The organism is Streptomyces sp. NPDC029466, assembly GCF_055574515.1.
In genome coordinates this window covers 174,677-194,798 of sequence record NZ_JBVHZH010000006.1, presented here as the reverse complement: position 1 = coordinate 194,798, position 20,122 = coordinate 174,677, and the positions used below count along the sequence as shown (strand labels likewise).

The following is a 20,122-nucleotide window of genomic DNA, read 5'->3' as shown; positions in this document are numbered from 1 at the left end:
GCCGAGAGGCGTACCGCTGCCGCGCCAGTAAGGCATACCTAACTTAGGCTCACCTTAGCGGATGGGGCAAGGGCGGTGACGGCAGCATTGCGGTGGTACGCGCGAATTCATGCATGAAGGAGACTGTCGTGTCGGCGAACAGCTTCGACGCCCGCAGCACGCTGCGCGTGGGCGACGAGTCGTACGAGATCTTCCGGCTGGACAAGGTCGAAGGCGCCGCGCGTCTTCCCTACAGCCTGAAGGTGCTGCTGGAGAACCTGCTCCGCACCGAGGACGGCGCGAACATCACCGCCGACCACATCCGGGCGCTCGGTGGCTGGGACTCCCAGGCCCAGCCCAGCCAGGAGATCCAGTTCACGCCGGCCCGCGTGATCATGCAGGACTTCACCGGCGTGCCCTGTGTGGTCGACCTCGCCACGATGCGTGAGGCCGTCAAGGAGCTCGGCGGTGACCCGGCGAAGATCAACCCGCTGGCGCCGGCCGAGCTGGTCATCGACCACTCCGTCATCGCCGACAAGTTCGGCACGAAGGATGCCTTCGGCCAGAACGTGGAGCTGGAGTACGGCCGCAACAAGGAGCGCTACCAGTTCCTGCGCTGGGGCCAGACCGCCTTCGACGAGTTCAAGGTCGTCCCGCCGGGCACCGGCATCGTCCACCAGGTGAACATCGAGCACCTGGCCCGTACGGTCATGGTCCGCAACGGCCAGGCATACCCCGACACCCTCGTCGGCACCGACTCGCACACCACCATGGTCAACGGCCTCGGTGTGCTGGGCTGGGGCGTCGGCGGCATCGAGGCCGAGGCCGCGATGCTCGGCCAGCCGGTCTCCATGCTCATCCCGCGGGTCGTCGGCTTCAAGCTGACCGGTGAGCTGAAGCCCGGCACCACCGCCACCGACCTGGTGCTGACCATCACCGAGATGCTGCGCAAGCACGGCGTCGTCGGCAAGTTCGTCGAGTTCTACGGTGAGGGCGTCGCCGCCACCTCGCTGGCCAACCGCGCCACCATCGGCAACATGTCGCCGGAGTTCGGCTCCACCGCCGCGATCTTCCCGATCGACGACGAGACCCTCAACTACCTGCGGCTGACCGGCCGCAGCGACCAGCAGGTCGCGCTGGTCGAGGCGTACGCCAAGGAGCAGGGCCTCTGGCTCGACCCGGCCGCCGAGCCCGACTTCTCCGAGAAGCTGGAGCTGGACCTGTCGACGGTCGTCCCGTCGATCGCCGGTCCGAAGCGTCCGCAGGACCGCATCGTCCTCGCCGAGGCCGCCACGCAGTTCGAGCGCGATGTCCTCAACTACGTCTCCGACGCCGACGAGGCCGGCGAGGAGTCCTTCCCGGCCTCCGACGCCCCGGCCGCCACGAACGGCGTGCCGAGCCGCCCGACCACGGTCACCGCCCCCGACGGCTCGACCTACGAGATCGACCACGGTGCGGTGACGGTCGCGGCCATCACCTCCTGCACCAACACCTCGAACCCGTACGTCATGGTCGCCGCCGCGCTCGTCGCGAAGAAGGCCGTGGAGAAGGGCCTGACCCGCAAGCCGTGGGTCAAGACCACCCTGGCGCCGGGCTCGAAGGTCGTCACCGACTACTTCGACAAGGCCGGGCTCACCCCGTACCTCGACAAGGTCGGCTTCAACCTCGTCGGCTACGGCTGCACCACCTGCATCGGCAACTCCGGCCCGCTGCCGGAGGAGGTCTCCAAGGCCGTCAACGAGCACGACCTGGCCGTCACCTCGGTGCTCTCCGGCAACCGTAACTTCGAGGGCCGGATCAACCCCGACGTCAAGATGAACTACCTGGCATCCCCGCCGCTGGTCGTCGCGTACGCCCTCGCCGGTTCGATGAAGGTCGACATCACCAAGGACGCGCTCGGCACCGACACCGAGGGCAACGCGGTCTACCTGAAGGACATCTGGCCGACCGAGGCCGAGGTCAACGACGTGGTGGCCAACGCCATCGGCGAGGACATGTTCAACAAGTCCTACCAGGACGTCTTCGCGGGTGACGCCCAGTGGCAGGCGCTGTCGATCCCGACCGGCAACACCTTCGAGTGGGACCCGCAGTCCACCTACGTGCGCAAGCCCCCGTACTTCGAGGGCATGACGATGGAGACCACCCCGGTCTCCGACATCTCCGGCGCCCGGGTGCTGGCGAAGCTGGGCGACTCGGTCACCACCGACCACATCTCCCCGGCCGGTGCGATCAAGGCCGACACCCCGGCCGGCCAGTACCTCACCGAGCACGGCGTCGAGCGTCGTGACTTCAACTCCTACGGCTCGCGCCGTGGTAACCACGAGGTCATGATCCGCGGCACCTTCGCCAACATCCGCCTGCGCAACCAGATCGCGCCGGGCACCGAGGGCGGCTACACCCGCGACTTCACGCAGGACGGCGGCCCGGTGTCGTTCATCTACGACGCCTCGCAGAACTACCAGGCCGCCGGCACCCCGCTGGTCATCCTGGCCGGCAAGGAGTACGGCTCCGGCTCGTCCCGCGACTGGGCGGCCAAGGGCACCGCGCTGCTCGGCGTCAAGGCCGTCGTCGCCGAGTCCTACGAGCGCATCCACCGCTCGAACCTCATCGGCATGGGCGTCCTGCCGCTCCAGTTCCCCGAGGGCCAGACCGCCGAGTCCCTCGGCCTGACCGGCGAGGAGACCTTCGCGGTCACCGGCGTGACCGAGCTGAACGACGGCAGCACGCCGCGCACCGTCAAGGTCACCACCGACAGCGGTGTCGAGTTCGACGCGGTCGTCCGCATCGACACCCCCGGCGAGGCGGACTACTACCGCAACGGCGGCATCATGCAGTACGTGCTGCGCTCGCTCATCCGGAAGTAAACGCAGCCGCGAGTAAGTCCCCGCGGCAGCAGGACGGGCCGCACTCCCTCGGTCGAGGGGGTGCGGCCCGTCCGCTTGTCCGGGCCCGGTCCCATCGGATCAGGCTCGTCTTCGCCAAGGCGCCAACGGGGTTCACGGCGGCCCGAGCAGCTCGATCTCGGCGAGGGTGCCCGGGCCGTCGGGCACCAGCCGGTAGTGCCGGTAGCTGCCCGGCCGGCTGATGCCGAAGACCCGCGTCTGCCGGTCCCAGGTGAAGGACTCGGCATCGCGGTGGTCCAGCCGCGTCCATTGCTTTCCGTCCGGGGAGCCCTCCAGCGTCCAGCCGGCCGGGGCCGTGGCGTGGGCCGCCGAGGTGAGGGTGTAGGACGTGACCCGGGTGGGCCGGGTGAGGTCCACCGGGGCGCCGGTCAGTTCGGCCGAGGTGTCGGAGGTGTTGTCGAAGAGCGGGCCGCCGTCGGGGGCGGTGGCGTCCTGGGGCGGGGCGGGGACGCGGTCGTCCTGGGTGATCGAGGTGGGGGCGGCGTGCGCTCCGGTGCCCCAGGCGGACGGGCGGTCGCCCATGGTGAAGTCCAGGGTGCCGCCGCGGGCCAGTAGCCGGTGCGGCAGGGCGGTGGAATTCCAGGGTTTGCCGTTCACCCGGAGCCCGTGGACATAGACCGTGCGCGCGTTGTTGCGCGGGGCGTTCACGGTGAGATCCCGGCCGTTCTCCAGATGGACCGTGGCCTTGGTGAAGAGCGGGGAGCCCACCGCGTATTCGCCCTGGCCCATCACCAGCGGATAGAAGCCGAGCGAGCTGAAGACGTACCACGCGGACATCTCGCCGTTGTCCTCGTCGCCCGGGTACCCCTGGCCGATCTCGCTGCCGAGGTAGAGCCGGGACATCGCCTCGCGAACCTTCTCCTGCGTCTTCCAGGGCTGCCCCGCCGCGTCATAGACATAGGCGATGTGATGCGAGGGCTGATTGCTGTGCCCGTACATACCCATCCGGGTGTCGCGGGCCTCGGTCATTTCATGGATGACCTGGCCGTAGGAGCCGGCGAATTCCCTGGACGCGGTCTCCGGGGTGGAGAAGTACGCATCCAGTTTCTTGGCCAGGGCGGTGCGGCCGCCGTAGAGGTTGGCCAGGCCCCGGGTGTCCTGCGGTGCGGTGAAGGCGAAGGTCCAGGCGTTGGTCTCGGTGTAGTCGTGGCCCCAGACCCGGGGGTCGAAGGTGCCCGGCGGCAGCCGCCAGTCACCCCGGGCGTCCTTGCCCTGGAAGAAGCCGACCCGGCGGTCGAAGAGCTTGACGTAGTTCTGGGCGCGGCTGAGGAAATAGGCCGACTCCTCCTTGTAGCGGGGCTTTTTGGTCTTCTCGTACAGCGCCTTGCCCATACGGGCGATACCGAAGTCATTGAGGTAGCCCTCCAGCGCCCAGGACATGCCCTCGCGGGTATCGGTGCTCGTATAGCCGAGGAAGGGCGCGGTGGTCATGCCCTTACGGCCCACTCCGGGGTGCGGAGGGGCGACGGTGGCGTTCTTGACGGCCGCGGCATAGGCCGCCTCGGCATCGAATTCCACCCCCTTGGCATAGGCGTCGGCGAACGCCACATCGGAACTCGTCCCGGTCATCAGGTCCGCATAACCGGGCGAGGACCAGCGGGAGATCCAGCCGCCGTCCTTGTACTGCTGGACGAAGCCGTCGACCATTTTCCCCGCCCGTTTCGGGGTGAGGAGCGAATAGGCGGGCCAGGTGGTCCGGTAGGTGTCCCAGAAGCCGTTGTTGACGTACACCTCACCGTCGACGATCTTCGAACCGGTGTGGGTCGGGGTGTCCTGGCCGACCTGCGGCGAGAACGGGCTGGCATAGCGGCTGCGCGAACCGACCTGCTCGAAGCCGGAGTTGGGGTAGAGGTAGAGCCGGTAGAGGTTGGAGTAGAGCGTGCTGAGCTGATCGCGGCTCGCGCCCTCGACCTCGATACGGCCCAGCAGGTCGTCCCACTGCGACTGCGCCCGGTCCTTGATGCCGGCGAAGGTGGCGCCGTCGGGGATCTCCCGGGTCAGATTCGCCTTCGCCTGGTCCACGCTGATGAGCGAGGTCGCGATCCGCATCGTCACGGTGCGGTCCGCCCCGGGCCGGAAGCGGAGATAGCCGGTGACGTCCTTGCCTCCCCCGCCGTCGAGCCGGCCGCCGTCGGTGACCGGGGCGTCGAAGACGGCGTAGACGAACAGCCGGGTGGCGCCGACGGACAGTCCGCTCTTGACGTCCGAGAAGCCGGTGACGATCCCGCGTTCGGTGTCCAGGCTCAGCCCGCCCTTGTTGTTGACGTTGTCGAAGATCAGGCTCGCCCGGTCGCCGGGGAAGGTGAAGCGCATCAGCGCGGCATGGTCGGTCGGGGTGATCTCCGTCTTGAGACCGTTGTCGAAGGTCACGCCGTAGTGGTGCGGCCTGGCGGTCTCGTTGTCGTGGTGGAACGGCAGCGCCCGGCCGGTGCGCGAGGCGTCCGGGGTGCCGGCCGCGACGGACGGCATGACCTGGAAGGTCTGCCGGTCACCCATCCACGGGCTGGGCTCATGGCTGGCGCTGAACGCCTGGAGGGTGGGGAGATTGTCGGCGTTGTTCTTCCGCGCGTACTCGTAGAGCCAGTCCGCGGAGCCCGCGTTGGTGACCGGGGTCCAGAAGTTGAAGCCGTTGGGGACGGCGGTGGCGGGGAAGGTGTTGCCGCGCGAGAAACCGCCGCTGGAGAGCGTGCCGCGGGTGGTGACGGCGTAGTCGGAGTAGTGGGCGAGCGGTTGGTCCGGGGCCTTGGGCGCGAGGGTGAGGTCATCGAGCCAGCCGCGGAAGGCCGGCGCGGTCCGTGGTGCCGCCGGCGCGTCATAGCCGACCAGGATCCGGTCGACGGTCTTGCCCGCGGCGACCGCGCCGATCCGCGCTTCCCGGTTGTTCCACTGATTGACGTAGAGCGTCTTGGCGGCGGCCTGGCCCCGGGGCGTCAGCGGCGCGCCGTTCTGGTCGACGGCGGACAGCTCGCTGAGGTACGTACCGTCGGTGAAGGCCAGATCGACGGCGGCGTGGGTCGCCGGGTAGGCCGGATCGCTCGTCGCCATCTCGGGGAAGATCTTGTAGGAGAGCGAAGTGGCCGCGGTGACCGGCACATTGACGTCGAAGATCTTGTTGTACGCGTAGCCGTGGCCGGCGGCGGTGTGGGTGCCGGCGTAGCGCAGCGCATGCCCTCCGGTGAAGCCGGCGTGGGCCTTGGCGGTGGGGGAGTCGCGGGGGCCGGTGTCGGTCCCGGTGCTCATCCCGGGTGCCGCCGGGGCGGTCTCCGGGGTGACGCCGGAGGTCCGGGGCTCGCCGTCGGGGCCGGTCTCGACGGTGTCGGTCCAGTCCGGCCGCGGTTCGCCGGATTCGAAGGAGGAGTGGAACTCCGCCGCTCCTCGGGGCGGTTGGGGTGGCGCGGCCTGGGCCGGGCCGGGCACGGTGATGACGAGCAGAGCGGCCGCCGCGAGGGCGGCGGGGCGGGCGATCCCCCGCAGTGGACTGTGCCGGTGTCTGAGCCGCACGCGAGCCCTCTCAACGAGATTGACATCGTTGTCGGTTACATGGCGCCGAGATAAACAGAGATAAGTAAGGTGCGTGGGGACTTTGGTGTCAAGGGTGACGCTGCGATCGGTGCGCCGGTCGTGCCGCCGGTCGGGCGGCGGGAGACGGCCGGGCGAATCCCCGCATACCGGGGAGGTCTCAACTAGGGAAAGACTGCCGTCCAACCCTGCATTCGATCTTGCCCCTGCGACTGGAAGTGGACTATACCTGTCGCGTCCGACCGGCCGTACGACGAAGGCCGTGGATCCGGGGGTAAGGCGGGAACGCATGACTGCCCCGCAGGTGCCTAGCACGCCCGGTGCACATCCCGTACAACTCAGCTTCATCTGACCCGCGGTGCCGGGGTGGCTCCGGTACACCGCCTGAGTCCTGAAGAAGGCGAGGACTTGAGCATGGGATCCACCTCAGCATTCAACCGTCGTGATCTGGTCAAGCGAGCCGCGGTTCTGGGGATCGTCGCCGTACCGGCCATGGGAGTGCTGTCGGCGTGTGCCGGCGGCGGCAGTGACAGCGATAACAAGGTCGAAAAGGGCAAGAAGTCGGCCAAGAATCCGCTCGCGGTCAATGAGTCGGCCGGCCTCGATGTCGTCATCTTCGACGGCGGATTCGGTGACAAGTACGCCAAGGATGCCCAGAGCGAGTACCTGAAGGTCTTCCCGAAGGCCGACGGCAAGGTGAAGCTCTCGTCGACCCAGAAGATCCAGTCGACCCTTCAGCCGCGCTTCAACGGCGGAAATCCCCCGGACCTCGTCGACAACTCCGGTGCGGAACAAATGGACTTCGGAACGCTGGTGGCCAAGGACCAGCTGACCGACCTCTCGGCGCTCCTCGACGCCCCGTCCATCGACGACCCGAACAAGAAGGTGCGGGACACCCTGCGCCCCGGTGTCGTCGAAATGGGCCAGTTCGGCGGCAAGGAAACCTGGATCCTTTACTACGCCTACACGGTCTATGGCGTCTGGTACTCCAAGGGCAATCTGCGGAAGCTGGACGCGGAGTATCCGGAGACCTGGGACGAGATGCTGGCCCTGTGCGCCAAGGCCAAGAAGAAGGGCGTGGCGGGCTGGACGTACCCGGGTAAGTACCCGTACTACCTTCCCTTCAGCCTCTATCCGTTCATCGCCAAGATCGGTGGTGCGGAGGTTCTGCGGAAGATCGACAATCTGGAGCCGAACGCCTGGAAGGACCCGGCGGTCAAGGCGGCATTCGACGCCTACTACGAGCTCTACAAGAAGGGCTATGTCCTCAAGGGCTCGCCCGGCCTGGACCACCTCCAGTCGCAGAAGGCGTGGGCCGAGGGGAAGGCGCTGTTCATCCCGAACGGTTCCTGGGTGGAGAACGAGTCGGCCAAGCAGATCGCCCGGAATCCGCAGTTCGACCTCGCGGTCGGTGCCCCGTCCAGCCTGTCGGACTCCGACAAGATGCCCTACGGCACGATCTGGGCCTCGGGCGGCGAGCCGTACATCGTGCCCAGGAAGGCCCGTAACGCCGAGGGCGGTATGGAACTGCTGCGCATCATGCTCAGCAAGAAGTCCGCGCAGAATTTCATCCGGCAGGTCTCCTCGCTCACTTCGCTCAACGGCGGCACCGAGGGGCTGAAGCTCCCGCCGGGTCTGGCATCGGCGCAGGTGGCGCTGGAGAAGGCCGGTCAGAACATCGTCAATCCGCGGTTGCAGGACTGGTATGTGGCGCTCCAGAAGGAGCGGATCGGGGTCGGTGCGCTGGGCGAGATGATGGCCGGCCGGCTGACTCCCGACGAGGCCATCAAGAAGATCCAGAAGTATGCGGACGACACCCGCGACGACTCCAGCGTGAAGAAGTACAAGCGCTGACCGCGACGTTCGATGCGGTACCGGCGGCGGCACACGCAGGCAGAGAACGGGATCGGTAGTCATGAAACACGGTAAGTACCGTTTCATCGCGGGGTTCTTGGTGCTCCCGCTGGCGATTTACGCGATCTTCGTGATCTCGCCCTTCGTGCAGGCCATCTACTACTCCTTCACGGACTGGACCGGACTGAGTCCGGACATGAAGATGGTCGGCTTCGACAACTATGTGCGGCTCTTCCAGGACGAGGTCTTCTGGGCCGCCGTGGGCAACAGCGTGACGTTGTTGCTGCTGCTGCCGGTGGTGACGCTGTCGCTCGGGCTCTTCTTCGCTTTCATGCTCAACGTCGGTGGCCGCCGCCGGAAGAAGGCGGTCATCGGCGGGGTGCGCGGCTCGGGCGCCTATAAAATCCTCTACTTCTTCCCGCAGGTGCTGTCGGTCCCGATCGTCGCCCTGCTGTTCCAGTTCGCCTACAACCCGGAGAGCGGCGCGCTCAACGCCTTCTTCGACGCGATCGGGCTCGACGGTGTGCAGCCGGACTGGCTGGGGGATCCGCAGATCGCGCTGTGGTGTGTGATGGCCGCGATGGTGTGGGCCAATGTCGGCTTCTATGTCGTGCTCTTCTCCGCCGGTATGAGCTCCATTCCGAAGGATTTCTACGAGGCCGCGCTGCTGGACGGCGCGAACCGCTTCAACACCTTCTTCCGGATCACGCTGCCGCTGCTGTGGGACACCGTGCAGACCGGCTGGATCTATATGGGCATTCTCGCCCTGGATGTGTCGGCCTTCGCCTTCGTGCAGATCATGAGCGTCGGTCCGGGCGGCCCCGACTATTCGACCGAGGTCCTTCCGCTGTACGTGTACCAGAAGACCTTCCGGGACGGTCAGGCCGGATATGCGACCGCCATCGGCGTTTCCCTGCTGATCGTGACCCTCGTCTTCTCGGCCGTCGTCATGCGGCTGGGCCGGCGCGAGCGACTGGAGTTCTGATGAGTGCGCAGACCGACCCGGCGGACCTCCCGGGGGTGACGAAGGAGCACACACCGGCTCCGGACGCGGCGCGGCTGCCCGGCCCGCGCGGCGGCCGGGCGCGGAAGGACGGCGCCGGCCCCGACGGCGGGAGCGGTGAGGGCAAGGTCCTCAATGTCTTCTCGCACGGAGTCCTGGTGATCTGGGGCCTGTTGGTCACCATGCCGCTGCTGTGGGCGGTGGTGAGCTCCTTCAAGGACGACAGCGAGATCTTCGGCTCGCCCTGGGGGCTGCCGTCGGTCCTGCACTTCGAGAACTGGTCGCGCGCCTGGGACAAGGCGAACATGGGCCAGTACTTCCTCAACTCGCTGATCGTCGTGGGCGGTTCGCTGATCGGCACGATGCTGCTGGGTTCGATGGCGGCGTATGTCCTGGCCCGCTTCGACTTCCCCGGCAACCGCTTTCTGTACTTCCTGTTCGTGGGCGGGATGGGCTTCCCGGTCATCCTGGCGCTGGTCCCGCTGTTCTTCGTCATGAAGAACATGGCGCTGCTGGACACGTACCACGGTCTGATCCTGGTCTATATCGCCTACTCGCTGCCGTTCACGGTCTTCTTCCTCAGTGGGTTCTTCCGGACGCTGCCCACCTCGGTGGCCGAGGCGGCGCTCATCGACGGCGCCTCGCACACCCGCACCTTCTTCCAGGTGATGCTGCCGATGGCCAAGCCCGGCCTGATCAGCGTCGGCATCTTCAACTTCCTCGGCCAGTGGAATCAATATCTGCTGCCGACGGTGCTCAACGTCGGTGAGCCGGACAAGAAGATGCTGACGCAGGGTCTGGTGGCCCTGGCGGTGAGTCAGGGCTACAAGGGGGACTGGTCCGGTCTGTTCGCCGGGCTGACGATCGCGATGCTGCCGGTGCTCGCCGCGTACATCATCTTCCAGCGACAGGTGGTGGCCGGTCTGACGGCCGGCGCACTGAAGTAGGGGGCGGGCCGGAAGCCGGCGGTCCGCCGGAGCGGCGGCTTCCGGCGAAAGATTTGCGCCACCTTGGCATGCCCTCCGGCATGCCTCCCGGGGCGGCTCCGCGGCGGCGGGGCCGCCTTCACGGGTGCCCGGATCAGCCGCTTCCCGATCATGCCGGGCTCAACGCCTTGACGAGACTTCCCGGCTGGCGTTCTGCTTAGAGTTCACATGTTGAATCGATGGCCGCCCCCCGAAGACGTGGGTGCGGTCGGCGGGCGGTCGTCGTGCCTTCCCAGCTGCCGCTGGGAGGCACCCCGGGCCCCAGACGGGAGTGGATGAGTCGATGGAGACTCCAGGGTCGCAGTCCTCGCTGCACCGGGCCAATCTGGAGCGGGTCGTACGCGCGGTGCGTATGGCGGGCTCACTCACCCAGGCGGAGATCGCCCGGAGCACGGGGCTGTCCGCGGCCACCGTTTCCAACATCGTTCGCGAGTTGAAGGACGGCGGGACCGTTGAGGTGACCCCGACCTCGGCGGGCGGGCGGCGGGCGCGCAGTGTCTCGCTCTCCGGCGACGCGGGCATCGTCGTAGGGGTCGATTTCGGGCATTCCCATCTGCGGGTGGCGGTCGGCAACCTCGCCCACCAGGTGCTCGCCGAGGAGGCCGAGCCGATCGATGTGGACGCCTCCGCCGCCGAGGGCTTCGACCGGGCGGAACAGCTGGTCAACCGGCTGATCGCGGCCACCGGGATCGACGCCGGCAAGGTCGTCGGCGTCGGCCTGGGCGTACCGGGGCCGATCGACGTGGAATCCGGGACGCTCGGCTCCACGGCGATCCTGCCGGGCTGGACGGGCACGAACCCCGGCCAGGAGCTGTCGGGGCGCCTCGGGGTACCCGTCCACGTGGACAACGACGCCAACCTCGGCGCGCTGGGCGAGCTGGTGTGGGGCGGCGGCCGCGGGGCCACCGACCTGGCGTACATCAAGGTGGCGAGCGGTGTCGGCGCCGGGCTGGTGATCAGCGGGCAGATCTACCGCGGGCCGGGCGGCACGGCGGGCGAGATCGGGCACATCACGCTGGACGAGGCCGGCCCGGTGTGCCGCTGCGGCAACCGTGGCTGCCTGGAGACCTTCACCGCGGCCCGGTACGTCCTCCCGCTGCTTCAGCCGAGCCACGGGCCCGATCTGACCATGGCGCGGGTGGTCCAGCTGGCCCGCGAGGGCGACCCGGGCTGCCGTCGGGTCATTGCGGACGTAGGGCGTCATATCGGCAGTGGTGTGGCGAATCTGTGCAATCTGCTCAATCCCAGCCGAGTGGTGCTCGGCGGGGATCTCGCCGAGGCCGGTGAGCTGGTGCTCGCGCCGATCCGTGAGTCGGTGTCGCGGTACGCGATCCCCAGCGCGGCACGGCAGTTGGGCATCGTCCCCGGCACGCTCGGCGGCCGTGCGGAGGTGCTCGGCGCGCTGGCGCTGGTGCTGAGCGAGATGGGCGATTCGACCCTGCTCGACGGCGCGCAGCCGGCGGACGCTCCCGCCCTGGCGTGAGCGCGCTGAGTTCACGCAGCTAACGCATGGCACCGTTGCCATCTCGTTAAGGATTTACTTCTTGACGGTCGGCTGGCGGCCGAGTTGACTTCCAGCCACCTCGGCCGCAACGACGCGGCCTCGTCAGGGAGGCACCCCAATGAACGTTTGGACGCGTCGCGTCGTCATAGGCACTGCCGCCGTCTCGATGGCGCTCTCCGTGGCCGCCTGCGGCAAAGCCGGTGACGGCGCCAAGTCGGGCGGCGGCGACAACAAGACGATCGGTCTGCTGCTGCCGGAGAACAAGACCACCCGCTACGAGACCTTCGACCGCCCGCTCATGGAGTCGAAGATCCACGCGCTGTGCAGCGACTGCAAGGTGAAGTACAACAACGCGGCGCAGGAGACCGAGACCCAGAAGAAGCAGTTCGACGCGCTGATCACCCAGGGCGTGAAGGTGATCATTCTGGACGCCGTCGACTACAAGGCGACCAAGTCCTGGGTGAACCAGGCCGCCAAGAAGGGCGTGAAGGTCGTCGCCTACGACCGGCTGGCCGAGGGCAACATCTCCGCCTACGTGTCCTACGACAACGAGAAGATCGGCCGCCTCCAGGGCCAGGCGCTGGTCAAGGCGCTCGGGGACAAGGCCAAGGACAGCAATGTCGTCATGATCAACGGTTCGCCGACCGACCCGAACATGCCGTTCTTCAAGAAGGGCGCCCACAGCGTCCTCGACAAGCAGGTCAAGAAGATCGCCTACGAGCAGGACATCCCCGACTGGTCGCCTGACGAGGCCAACAAGAAGATGAGCGCCGCCCTCGACTCGCTCGGCAAGGACGGCTTCCAGGGCGTCTACTCCGGCAACGACGGCATGGCCGGCGGCATCATCACCGCGCTCAAGCAGAAGGGCGTGGACGTCCCGGTCGGCGGCCAGGACGCCGAGCTCGCGGGTCTCCAGCGGATCCTCAAGGGCGACCAGGCGTTCACCATCTACAAGCAGATCAAGCCGCAGGCCGACTCCACGGCCGAGATCGCCGTCAAGCTGCTCAAGGGCGAGAAGATCGACTCCCTGACGGACACCAAGGTCGACAGCCTCAGCGGTGAGGTCAAGGGCATCCCGGCCAAGCTGTACGACGCGCAGATCGTGACCAAGGACAACATCGCGTCCACGATCCTCAAGGACAAGGTCTACAAGGCGAGCCAGATCTGCACCGGCGACGCCAAGAAGGCCTGCGAGAAGGCCGGCATCAAGTAAGACCCCGGGCCCTCCGGCGCCGGGCCCTCCGGCGCCGGTCCCACGGGCCCCCGGCCCCAGGCCCCCGGTCGGACGGGGCCGCGCGGCACCGCCCCGCGGCCCCGGCCCGGCCCTGTCCCCACCGGTCCGCACACCGGCCGGTCCGTACCCCGGTCCGCATCTCGACCGGCCCGCACCCCGACCGGTCTGCGAGACCGGCCCCACCCCTACCGGCCCGTACCCGCGCCGCCCCGTCCCGGGCGCGGAAGCCGGACCGTCCCCCGCAAGCCCCCCGCTCCACGCACCACATCCCCGCCGTTGTGACGGCGGCGAAGGAGATGATTCACGTGTCCGCTACGCCTGTGCTGGCGTTGCGCGGAATCTCCAAGCGGTTCGGCGCCGTCCAGGCACTCACGGACGTCACCCTGGAGATCCACCCCGGTGAGGTGGTCGCCCTCGTCGGCGACAACGGCGCCGGCAAGTCCACCCTCGTCAAGACCATCTCGGGCGTTCACCCGGTCGACGACGGCGCCATCGAATGGCAGGGTGCGACGGTCCGCATCAACAAGCCGCACGACGCCCAGGAACTCGGCGTCGCCACCGTCTACCAGGACCTCGCGCTCTGCGACAACCTCGATGTCGTCGCCAACCTCTTCCTCGGCAACGAGACCCGCACCGTCGGTGTCCTCGACGAGATCGCCATGGAGAAGCGGGCCAAGGAGCTGCTGGACACCCTGTCCATCCGGATCCCCAGCGTCCGGATCCCGGTCGCGGCGCTCTCCGGTGGTCAGCGGCAGGTCGTCGCCATCGCCCGGGCACTGATCGGCGACCCGAAGGTCGTCATCCTGGACGAGCCCACCGCGGCGCTCGGTGTCGAGCAGACCGCGCAGGTCCTCGACCTCGTCGAGCGGCTGCGGGAGCGCGGTCTGGGCGTCATCCTCATCAGCCACAACATGGCCGATGTGCAGGCCGTCGCGGACCGGGTCGCGGTGCTGCGGCTGGGCCGCAACAACGGTGTCTTCGACGTCGAGGGCACCTCCCACGAAGAGATCATCGCCGCCATCACCGGCGCCTCGGACAACGCCGTGACCCGCCGCAAGGCGCGCACGGACCAGGTGAAGAAGGAGGTCGGGGCATGAGTGATCTCACGAAGGAGCCCGCGGCGGCCGAGGACGCGGAGACCACGGACGCACCGGCCACGGACGCCCCGGCCACGGAGGCCCCGGCCGCGGACGCCGTCCAGGCGGCCGCCGTCGATCCCCGTCTGCTCGTCCGCGAACAGGGCTTCGCCGGCTACCTCAACGACTTCAAGCGCCGGGTGCGCGGTGGTGAACTGGGCTCCTTGCCGGTCATCATCGGCCTGTTCGTCATCGCGGTCGTCTTCCAGCTGAAGAACAGCAGCTTCCTGTCCGCGGACAGCCTCGCCAACATCGGCGTCTACACCTCCGGCCTCGGCATCATGGCCGTCGGCATCGTCTTCGTGCTGCTGCTCGGCGAGATCGATCTGTCGGTCGGCTCGGTGGCGGGTGTCGGCGCGGCCGTGTGGGCCGTACTCAGCGTCACCAACGGCGTCAATGACTGGCTCTCGGTACTGATCGCCATCGCGGCCGGTGTGGCGATCGGCGCCCTGCACGGGTTCTTTTTCGCCAAGATCGGGGTGCCGGCCTTCGTCGTCACCCTGGCCGGTTTCCTCGGCTGGAGCGGTCTCCAGATCTGGATGATGGGCAAGGAAGGCTCCATCAACACGCCGAGCGGCAGTGTCGTGGAGAACCTCACCGGCTACTACTTCGAGGACAAGGCCGCCGCCTACGGTCTCGCGCTGGTCGCGGTCCTCGCCTACGCCGGATCGCTGCTGCTGGACAGCAAGCGCCGCAAGGCCGCCGCGCTGCCCTCCCGGCCGCTCAGCGAGATCCTGCTGCGCACCGGCGTGGTCGCGGTGCTCGCCTTCGTCGTCGCCTATGTCCTGAACGAGCCGGCCGGCGCCCGCGGTCTGCCGCTGGCCCTGGTGCTGTTCCTCGCGGTGCTGGTCATCGCCGACTTCGTGGTGCGCCGCACCACTTACGGACGGCAGATCTTCGCGGTCGGCGGCAACGCCGAGGCGGCCCGCCGCGCCGGCATCAATGTCAACAAGATCCGGATCAGCGTCTTCGCCATCTCGGGCATGCTCGCGGCCTTCGGTGGCCTGTTCATCGCCAGCCTCTCCGGTGGCGCCACCAAGAACCTGGGCGCCGGCAACACCCTGATGAACGTCATCGCGGCGGCCGTCATCGGTGGCACCAGCCTGTTCGGCGGCCGGGGCAAGATCTGGTCCGCGCTGCTGGGCATGCTGGTCATCCAGTCGATCCAGCAGGGGCTGAATCTGCTCGGCATGGCGAGTGAGATCCAGTACATGATCACCGGCGCGGTGCTGCTCGCCGCCGTGGTGATCGACTCGGTCTCCCGCCGGACGCAGAAGACAGCCGGACGTACCTGACCGCGCCCCTCGCACGACGGCGCCGGCCCTCACCGGGCATCATCCGGTGGGGGCCGGTCCGCGTGCGGTGACGTACGCCGCGCGGTGTGCCGGGACCCGGTTCACCCGAGTGACATACATCGCAAGGCCCGGGCGTCGGCGCGGCGGGCGCGACATTAGACTCATCTGATCGGCAAGCTCGATCCACGGCAGCAGGCAGCAAGCAGCAAGGAGGCAGGGGTGCAGGAGGTGCCGCGCAAAGCGTGTCCGGCCGGGGCGGTGGCGGGCGACGGGAGGGCGTTGCTTTCCCGTATCAGGGGACCGCGCGATCTGGACCGACTGAGCTCGGAGCAGCTGGAGCAGCTGGCGGGGGAGATCCGTACCTTCCTCGTCGATGAGGTGTCCAAGACCGGCGGACACCTCGGCCCGAACCTCGGCGTGGTCGAGCTGACCATCGCCCTGCACCGTGTCTTCGACTCCCCGAAGGACAAGGTCCTCTTCGACACCGGGCATCAGTCCTACGTCCACAAGCTGCTCACCGGCCGTCAGGACTTCTCCAGGCTCAAGGCGAAGGGCGGTCTGTCCGGCTACCCCTCCCGTGCCGAGTCCGAGCACGACGTCATCGAGAACAGCCACGCCTCCACGGTGCTGGGCTGGGCCGAGGGCATCGCGAAGGCCAACGAGGTACGCGGCTGCGACGACCGGGTCGCCGCGGTCATCGGTGACGGCGCGCTGACCGGCGGCATGGCCTGGGAGGCGCTGAACAACATCGCCGCCGCCAAGGACCGCCCGCTCGTCATCGTCGTCAACGACAACGAGCGCTCCTACGCCCCGACCATCGGCGGCCTCGCCAACCACCTGGCGACGCTGCGCACCACGGACGGCTATGAGCGTTTCCTGGCCCGCGGCAAGGACCTGCTGGAGCGCACGCCCGTCGTCGGCAAGCCGCTCTACGAGACCCTGCACGGCGCCAAGAAGGGCCTGAAGGACTTCATCGCCCCGCAGGGCATGTTCGAGGACCTGGGCCTGAAGTACGTCGGCCCGATCGACGGCCATGACATCGAGGCGCTGGAATCCGCCCTGACGCGCGCCAAGCGTTTCGGCGGCCCGGTCATCGTCCACTGCCTCACCGAGAAGGGCCGCGGCTACCAGCCCGCCCTCCAGGACGAGGCGGACCGCTTCCACGCCGTCGGCAAGATCCACCCCGACACCGGCCTGCCCATCTCCTCGGGCGGCAAGGACTGGACGTCCGTCTTCGGTGACGAGATGGTCGAACTCGGCAAGGAGCGCAAGGACATCGTCGCCATCACGGCGGCCATGCTCCAGCCCGTCGGCCTGGACAAGTTCGCCAAGGCCTTCCCCGACCGCGTCTTCGACGTCGGCATCGCCGAGCAGCACGGGGCGGTCTCCGCGGCCGGCATGGCCACCGGCGGTCTGCACCCGGTCTTCGCCGTCTACGCCACCTTCCTCAACCGCGCCTTCGACCAGGTGCTGATGGATGTCGCACTGCACAAGTGCGGTGTCACCTTCGTGCTGGACCGGGCCGGTATCACCGGCACCGACGGCGCCTCGCACAACGGCATGTGGGACATGTCGATCCTTCAGGTCGTCCCCGGTCTGCGGATCGCCGCGCCGCGCGACGCCGACCAGGTCCGCGCCCAGCTGCGCGAGGCCGTCGAGGTCGATGACGCGCCCACCGTGGTGCGCTACTCCAAGGGCGCCGTCGGCCCCGCCGTGGAGGCCGTCGGACGGATCGGCGGCATGGACGTGCTGCGCGAGCCCGCCGAGGGCGTCACCCGGCCCGACGTCCTCCTGGTCTCCGTCGGCGCGCTCGCCCCGATGTGCCTGGAGATCGCCGACCTGCTGGACAAGCAGGGCATCTCCGCCACCGTCGTCGACCCCCGCTGGGTCAAGCCGGTCGACGCGGCGCTGCCGGGGCTGGCCGCCAAGCACCGGGTCGTGGTCACCGTCGAGGACAACGTCCGTTCCGGCGGCGTCGGTTCGGCCGTCGCCCAGGCGCTGCGCGACGCGGGGGTGGACGTGCCGCTGCGCGACTTCGGCATCCCCGAGCAGTTCCTCGACCACGCCTCCCGCAAGGAGGTCATGGCGGAGATCGGGCTCACCGCACCGGACATCGCCCGCCAGGTCACCGGCCTGGTCTCCAAGATCGACGGGCTGCCGCAGCCCGCTCTCCGGCCGGCCGGGGAAGCCTCCGCCGACAGCACCGCGGACGCCTCCGAGGACGCCCGCGCCAAGGGTGCGGCCGAGCCGGCCGAAGCCACCCGCGACTGATTCCGCCGAACGGCACGAGGGGCCGGGCCGGTCATCCGTATGGATGTTCCGCCCGGCCCCTCGGCATACGTACGGCCGCACCCCATCGGGTGAATCCCCTCCGTCCGGAGGCCCGCCGAAGCTGACTGTTTCCAGACATTGCGGAGACTCGGTCAGTTCAGGAGAGTTGCGAGGGTCGTCCAGGCGGAGGTTCGCCCATGAGCACACAGCACGGCACACCACACGATTCACGCCGCAATCGCGGTCTGTTCCGGACGAAGACTGTAGAACAGTCGATCCGGGATACCGAGGAGCCGGAGCACACGCTCAAGAAATCTCTCTCGGCGCTCGACCTGACCGTCTTCGGTGTCGGTGTCGTCATCGGCACCGGCATTTTCGTCCTCACCGGAAAAATCGCCAAGGAACAGGCCGGGCCGGCCGTCGCACTGTCCTTCGTCGTCGCGGGCGTGGTCTGCGCGCTGGCGGCGCTGTGTTACGCGGAGTTCGCTTCCACCGTGCCGGTCGCCGGATCGGCCTACACCTTCTCGTACGCCTCACTGGGGGAGCTGCCCGCCTGGATCATCGGCTGGGACCTGATCCTGGAACTCGCCCTGGGCTGTGCGGTGGTCGCGGTCGGCTGGTCCGGCTATGTGCGCTCCCTGCTGGACTCCGCCGGGCTGCATCTGCCCGCCGCTCTGTCCGGCACCCATGAGGGGCGGTTCGGCTTCGATCTGCTCGCCTTCCTCCTCGTTCTGCTGCTGACCGCCATTCTGGTGTTCGGGATGAAGCTGTCCTCGCGGGTGACGGCGGTGGTCGTCGGGATCAAGGTCACCGTCGTCCTGCTGGTCATCATCGCCGGTGCCTTCTTCATCAACGGCGCCAACTACACCCCGTTCGTCCCGCCCAGCGAGCCCAGTGAAGCGGGCGGCGGACTGGGCGCCCCGCTGTCCCAGCTGATGTTCGGCTTCGCCCCGGCCAACTTCGGGACCATGGGCATCTTCGCCGCGGCGGCCGTGGTCTTCTTCGCCTTCATCGGCTTCGACATCGTGGCCACCGCCGCCGAGGAGACCCGCAATCCGCAGCGCGACGTGCCGCGTGGCATCCTCGGCTCGCTGGCCATCTGCACGCTCCTCTACGTGGCCGTGTCGATCGTCGTGACCGGGATGCAGAAGTACAGCAAGCTCTCCACCGACGCCCCGCTGGCCGATGCCTTCAAGGATCTCGGACAGCCCTTCTTCGCGGGCGTGATCAGCTTCGGCGCCGCCGTCGGCCTGACCTCCGTCAGCATGATTCTGCTGCTCGGACAGAGCCGGGTGTTCTTCGCGATGAGCCGGGACGGGCTGCTGCCGCGGGCCTTCTCCCGGTCCCACCCGCGATTCGGCACGCCCTACCGCTCGACCATCGCGCTGGGCGCCGTCGTCGCCGTCGTCGCCGGCTTCACCTCGATCGACGAACTCGCCGAACTGGTCAATATCGGCACCCTGTTCGCCTTCGTCGTGGTCGCCGTCGGCGTCATCCTGCTCCGCCGCTCCCGGCCCGATCTGCCCCGCTCCTTCCGCACCCCGCTGGTACCGCTGGTGCCGGTGCTCTCGGTGGCTTCCTCGGTGTGGCTGATGCTCAATCTGCCGGCCGAGACCTGGGTCCGGTTCGCCATCTGGATGGCGGTCGGCTTCGTCATCTACTTCGTGTACGGGCGCTCGCACAGCCGCCTCGGCCTCCGCGACCGGCAGCCCGCCGGGGACTGACGGCCGAGCTCTCCTGCGTCCCTCCGCTCGTGCCCCGTATGCCGCGCTCGCCGTGACATACGGGGCACGACGTCCTCACCTACGGGAGAGGACCTCACCCACGGGAGAGGGGCCCGGCCAGGTGAGGCAGCGCGTTGCTGAGATGGCCGGGGCCGGAACGGCGGAAGGCACCTTCTAGCCCCCGCCGCGCCCCCGCCCCCATACCGCTCGCGGGCCCGTCACCCGGGCGCCCAGGGCCTGGACCCGGTCCCGTAGTTCGCGGTCCGCGGTGACCACCAGGCAGTCCCGGCCGGCGCCCTCGTCCGCCACCAGTTGCACGATCCGGTCGTCGCCGCTGCCGGCCGCCGGTACCACCCGGACGCCCTCGACGGACTCGACGGCGCGCGCCGCGCCCTCGACCACCAGGACCATCTCCAGGGGCGGCGGCACCAGTCCCGGCAGCCCCCCGGCCGCGTAGGCGGGCAGCGCGTCGCGCAGCCGCTCCGCCGCGCCGTGCCGGTCCCGCCACCAGCCGTCGGGCACCGATCCGACGACATTCGCGGCATCGACAATGACCAAGGAATCCATGGCGCCACCCTCCCATGCCGGGCCGCCACCGGACCCGGGCACACAAAAGCGGGGGGGGGGGGGGGGGGGGGGGGGGGGGGGGGGGGGGTGGGGGGGTGGTGGGGGGGGGGGGGGGGGGGGGGGGTGGGGGGGGGGGGGGGGGTGTCT

The 20,122-nt window shown here is 68.6% G+C and carries 12 protein-coding genes; 10 read left to right on the top strand and 2 right to left on the bottom strand.

What is annotated here, in order from left to right:
• Positions 1-128 precede the first annotated feature (128 nt).
• Positions 129-2,843: an aconitate hydratase AcnA gene (acnA, locus tag ACZ4XD_RS08375; protein ID WP_468039449.1), complete on the top strand. Its 2,715-nt coding sequence runs from the start codon at positions 129-131 to the stop codon at positions 2,841-2,843.
• Positions 2,844-2,975: 132 nt separating this feature from the next.
• Here acnA and ACZ4XD_RS08370 read toward each other — a convergent pair whose 3' ends face one another.
• Positions 2,976-6,383 carry a GH92 family glycosyl hydrolase gene (locus tag ACZ4XD_RS08370; RefSeq protein WP_468039447.1) on the bottom strand — a complete coding sequence of 1,136 codons (3,408 nt, stop codon included), beginning with the start codon at positions 6,381-6,383 and terminating at the stop codon, positions 2,976-2,978.
• Between the two features lie 432 nt (positions 6,384-6,815).
• Here ACZ4XD_RS08370 and ngcE point away from each other — a divergent pair, with 432 nt between their 5' ends.
• From ngcE to ACZ4XD_RS08325, 9 genes are all read left to right on the top strand, one after another.
• Positions 6,816-8,255 (top strand): N-acetylglucosamine/diacetylchitobiose ABC transporter substrate-binding protein, encoded by a 1,440-nt coding sequence (gene ngcE, locus ACZ4XD_RS08365; protein ID WP_468039445.1) that lies wholly within the window; start codon positions 6,816-6,818, stop codon positions 8,253-8,255.
• A 61-nt stretch (positions 8,256-8,316) separates the two neighbouring features.
• Positions 8,317-9,240 (top strand): carbohydrate ABC transporter permease, encoded by a 924-nt coding sequence (locus ACZ4XD_RS08360; RefSeq protein ID WP_468039443.1) that lies wholly within the window; start codon positions 8,317-8,319, stop codon positions 9,238-9,240.
• A complete protein-coding gene (locus ACZ4XD_RS08355; RefSeq protein WP_468039441.1) occupies positions 9,240-10,205 on the top strand; it encodes a carbohydrate ABC transporter permease in 966 nt (321 codons plus the stop codon). The genes ACZ4XD_RS08360 and ACZ4XD_RS08355 overlap by 1 nt, the downstream gene beginning before the upstream one ends.
• A 322-nt stretch (positions 10,206-10,527) precedes the next feature.
• The gene (locus tag ACZ4XD_RS08350) at positions 10,528-11,727 is read left to right on the top strand and encodes an ROK family transcriptional regulator (protein WP_468039438.1); all 1,200 of its coding nucleotides are present in this window, start codon (positions 10,528-10,530) and stop codon (positions 11,725-11,727) included.
• 139 nt (positions 11,728-11,866) lie between these two features.
• Positions 11,867-12,961: a substrate-binding domain-containing protein gene (locus ACZ4XD_RS08345; protein WP_468039436.1), complete on the top strand. Its 1,095-nt coding sequence runs from the start codon at positions 11,867-11,869 to the stop codon at positions 12,959-12,961.
• A 317-nt stretch (positions 12,962-13,278) separates the two neighbouring features.
• Positions 13,279-14,079: an ATP-binding cassette domain-containing protein gene (locus tag ACZ4XD_RS08340; protein ID WP_078886026.1), complete on the top strand. Its 801-nt coding sequence runs from the start codon at positions 13,279-13,281 to the stop codon at positions 14,077-14,079.
• On the top strand, positions 14,076-15,413 hold the full coding sequence (locus ACZ4XD_RS08335; protein ID WP_468039435.1) for a sugar ABC transporter permease: 1,338 nt from the start codon (positions 14,076-14,078) through the stop codon (positions 15,411-15,413). Before ACZ4XD_RS08340 ends, ACZ4XD_RS08335 begins: the two co-directional genes overlap by 4 nt.
• Before the next feature lie 219 nt (positions 15,414-15,632).
• Positions 15,633-17,684 (top strand): 1-deoxy-D-xylulose-5-phosphate synthase, encoded by a 2,052-nt coding sequence (gene dxs, locus ACZ4XD_RS08330; RefSeq protein ID WP_468039432.1) that lies wholly within the window; start codon positions 15,633-15,635, stop codon positions 17,682-17,684.
• Between the two features lie 197 nt (positions 17,685-17,881).
• Positions 17,882-19,408 carry an amino acid permease gene (locus ACZ4XD_RS08325; protein ID WP_468039430.1) on the top strand — a complete coding sequence of 509 codons (1,527 nt, stop codon included), beginning with the start codon at positions 17,882-17,884 and terminating at the stop codon, positions 19,406-19,408.
• Between the two features lie 174 nt (positions 19,409-19,582).
• Here ACZ4XD_RS08325 and ACZ4XD_RS08320 read toward each other — a convergent pair whose 3' ends face one another.
• Positions 19,583-19,975 carry an NYN domain-containing protein gene (locus ACZ4XD_RS08320; protein WP_468039428.1) on the bottom strand — a complete coding sequence of 131 codons (393 nt, stop codon included), beginning with the start codon at positions 19,973-19,975 and terminating at the stop codon, positions 19,583-19,585.
• Positions 19,976-20,122 lie beyond the last annotated feature (147 nt).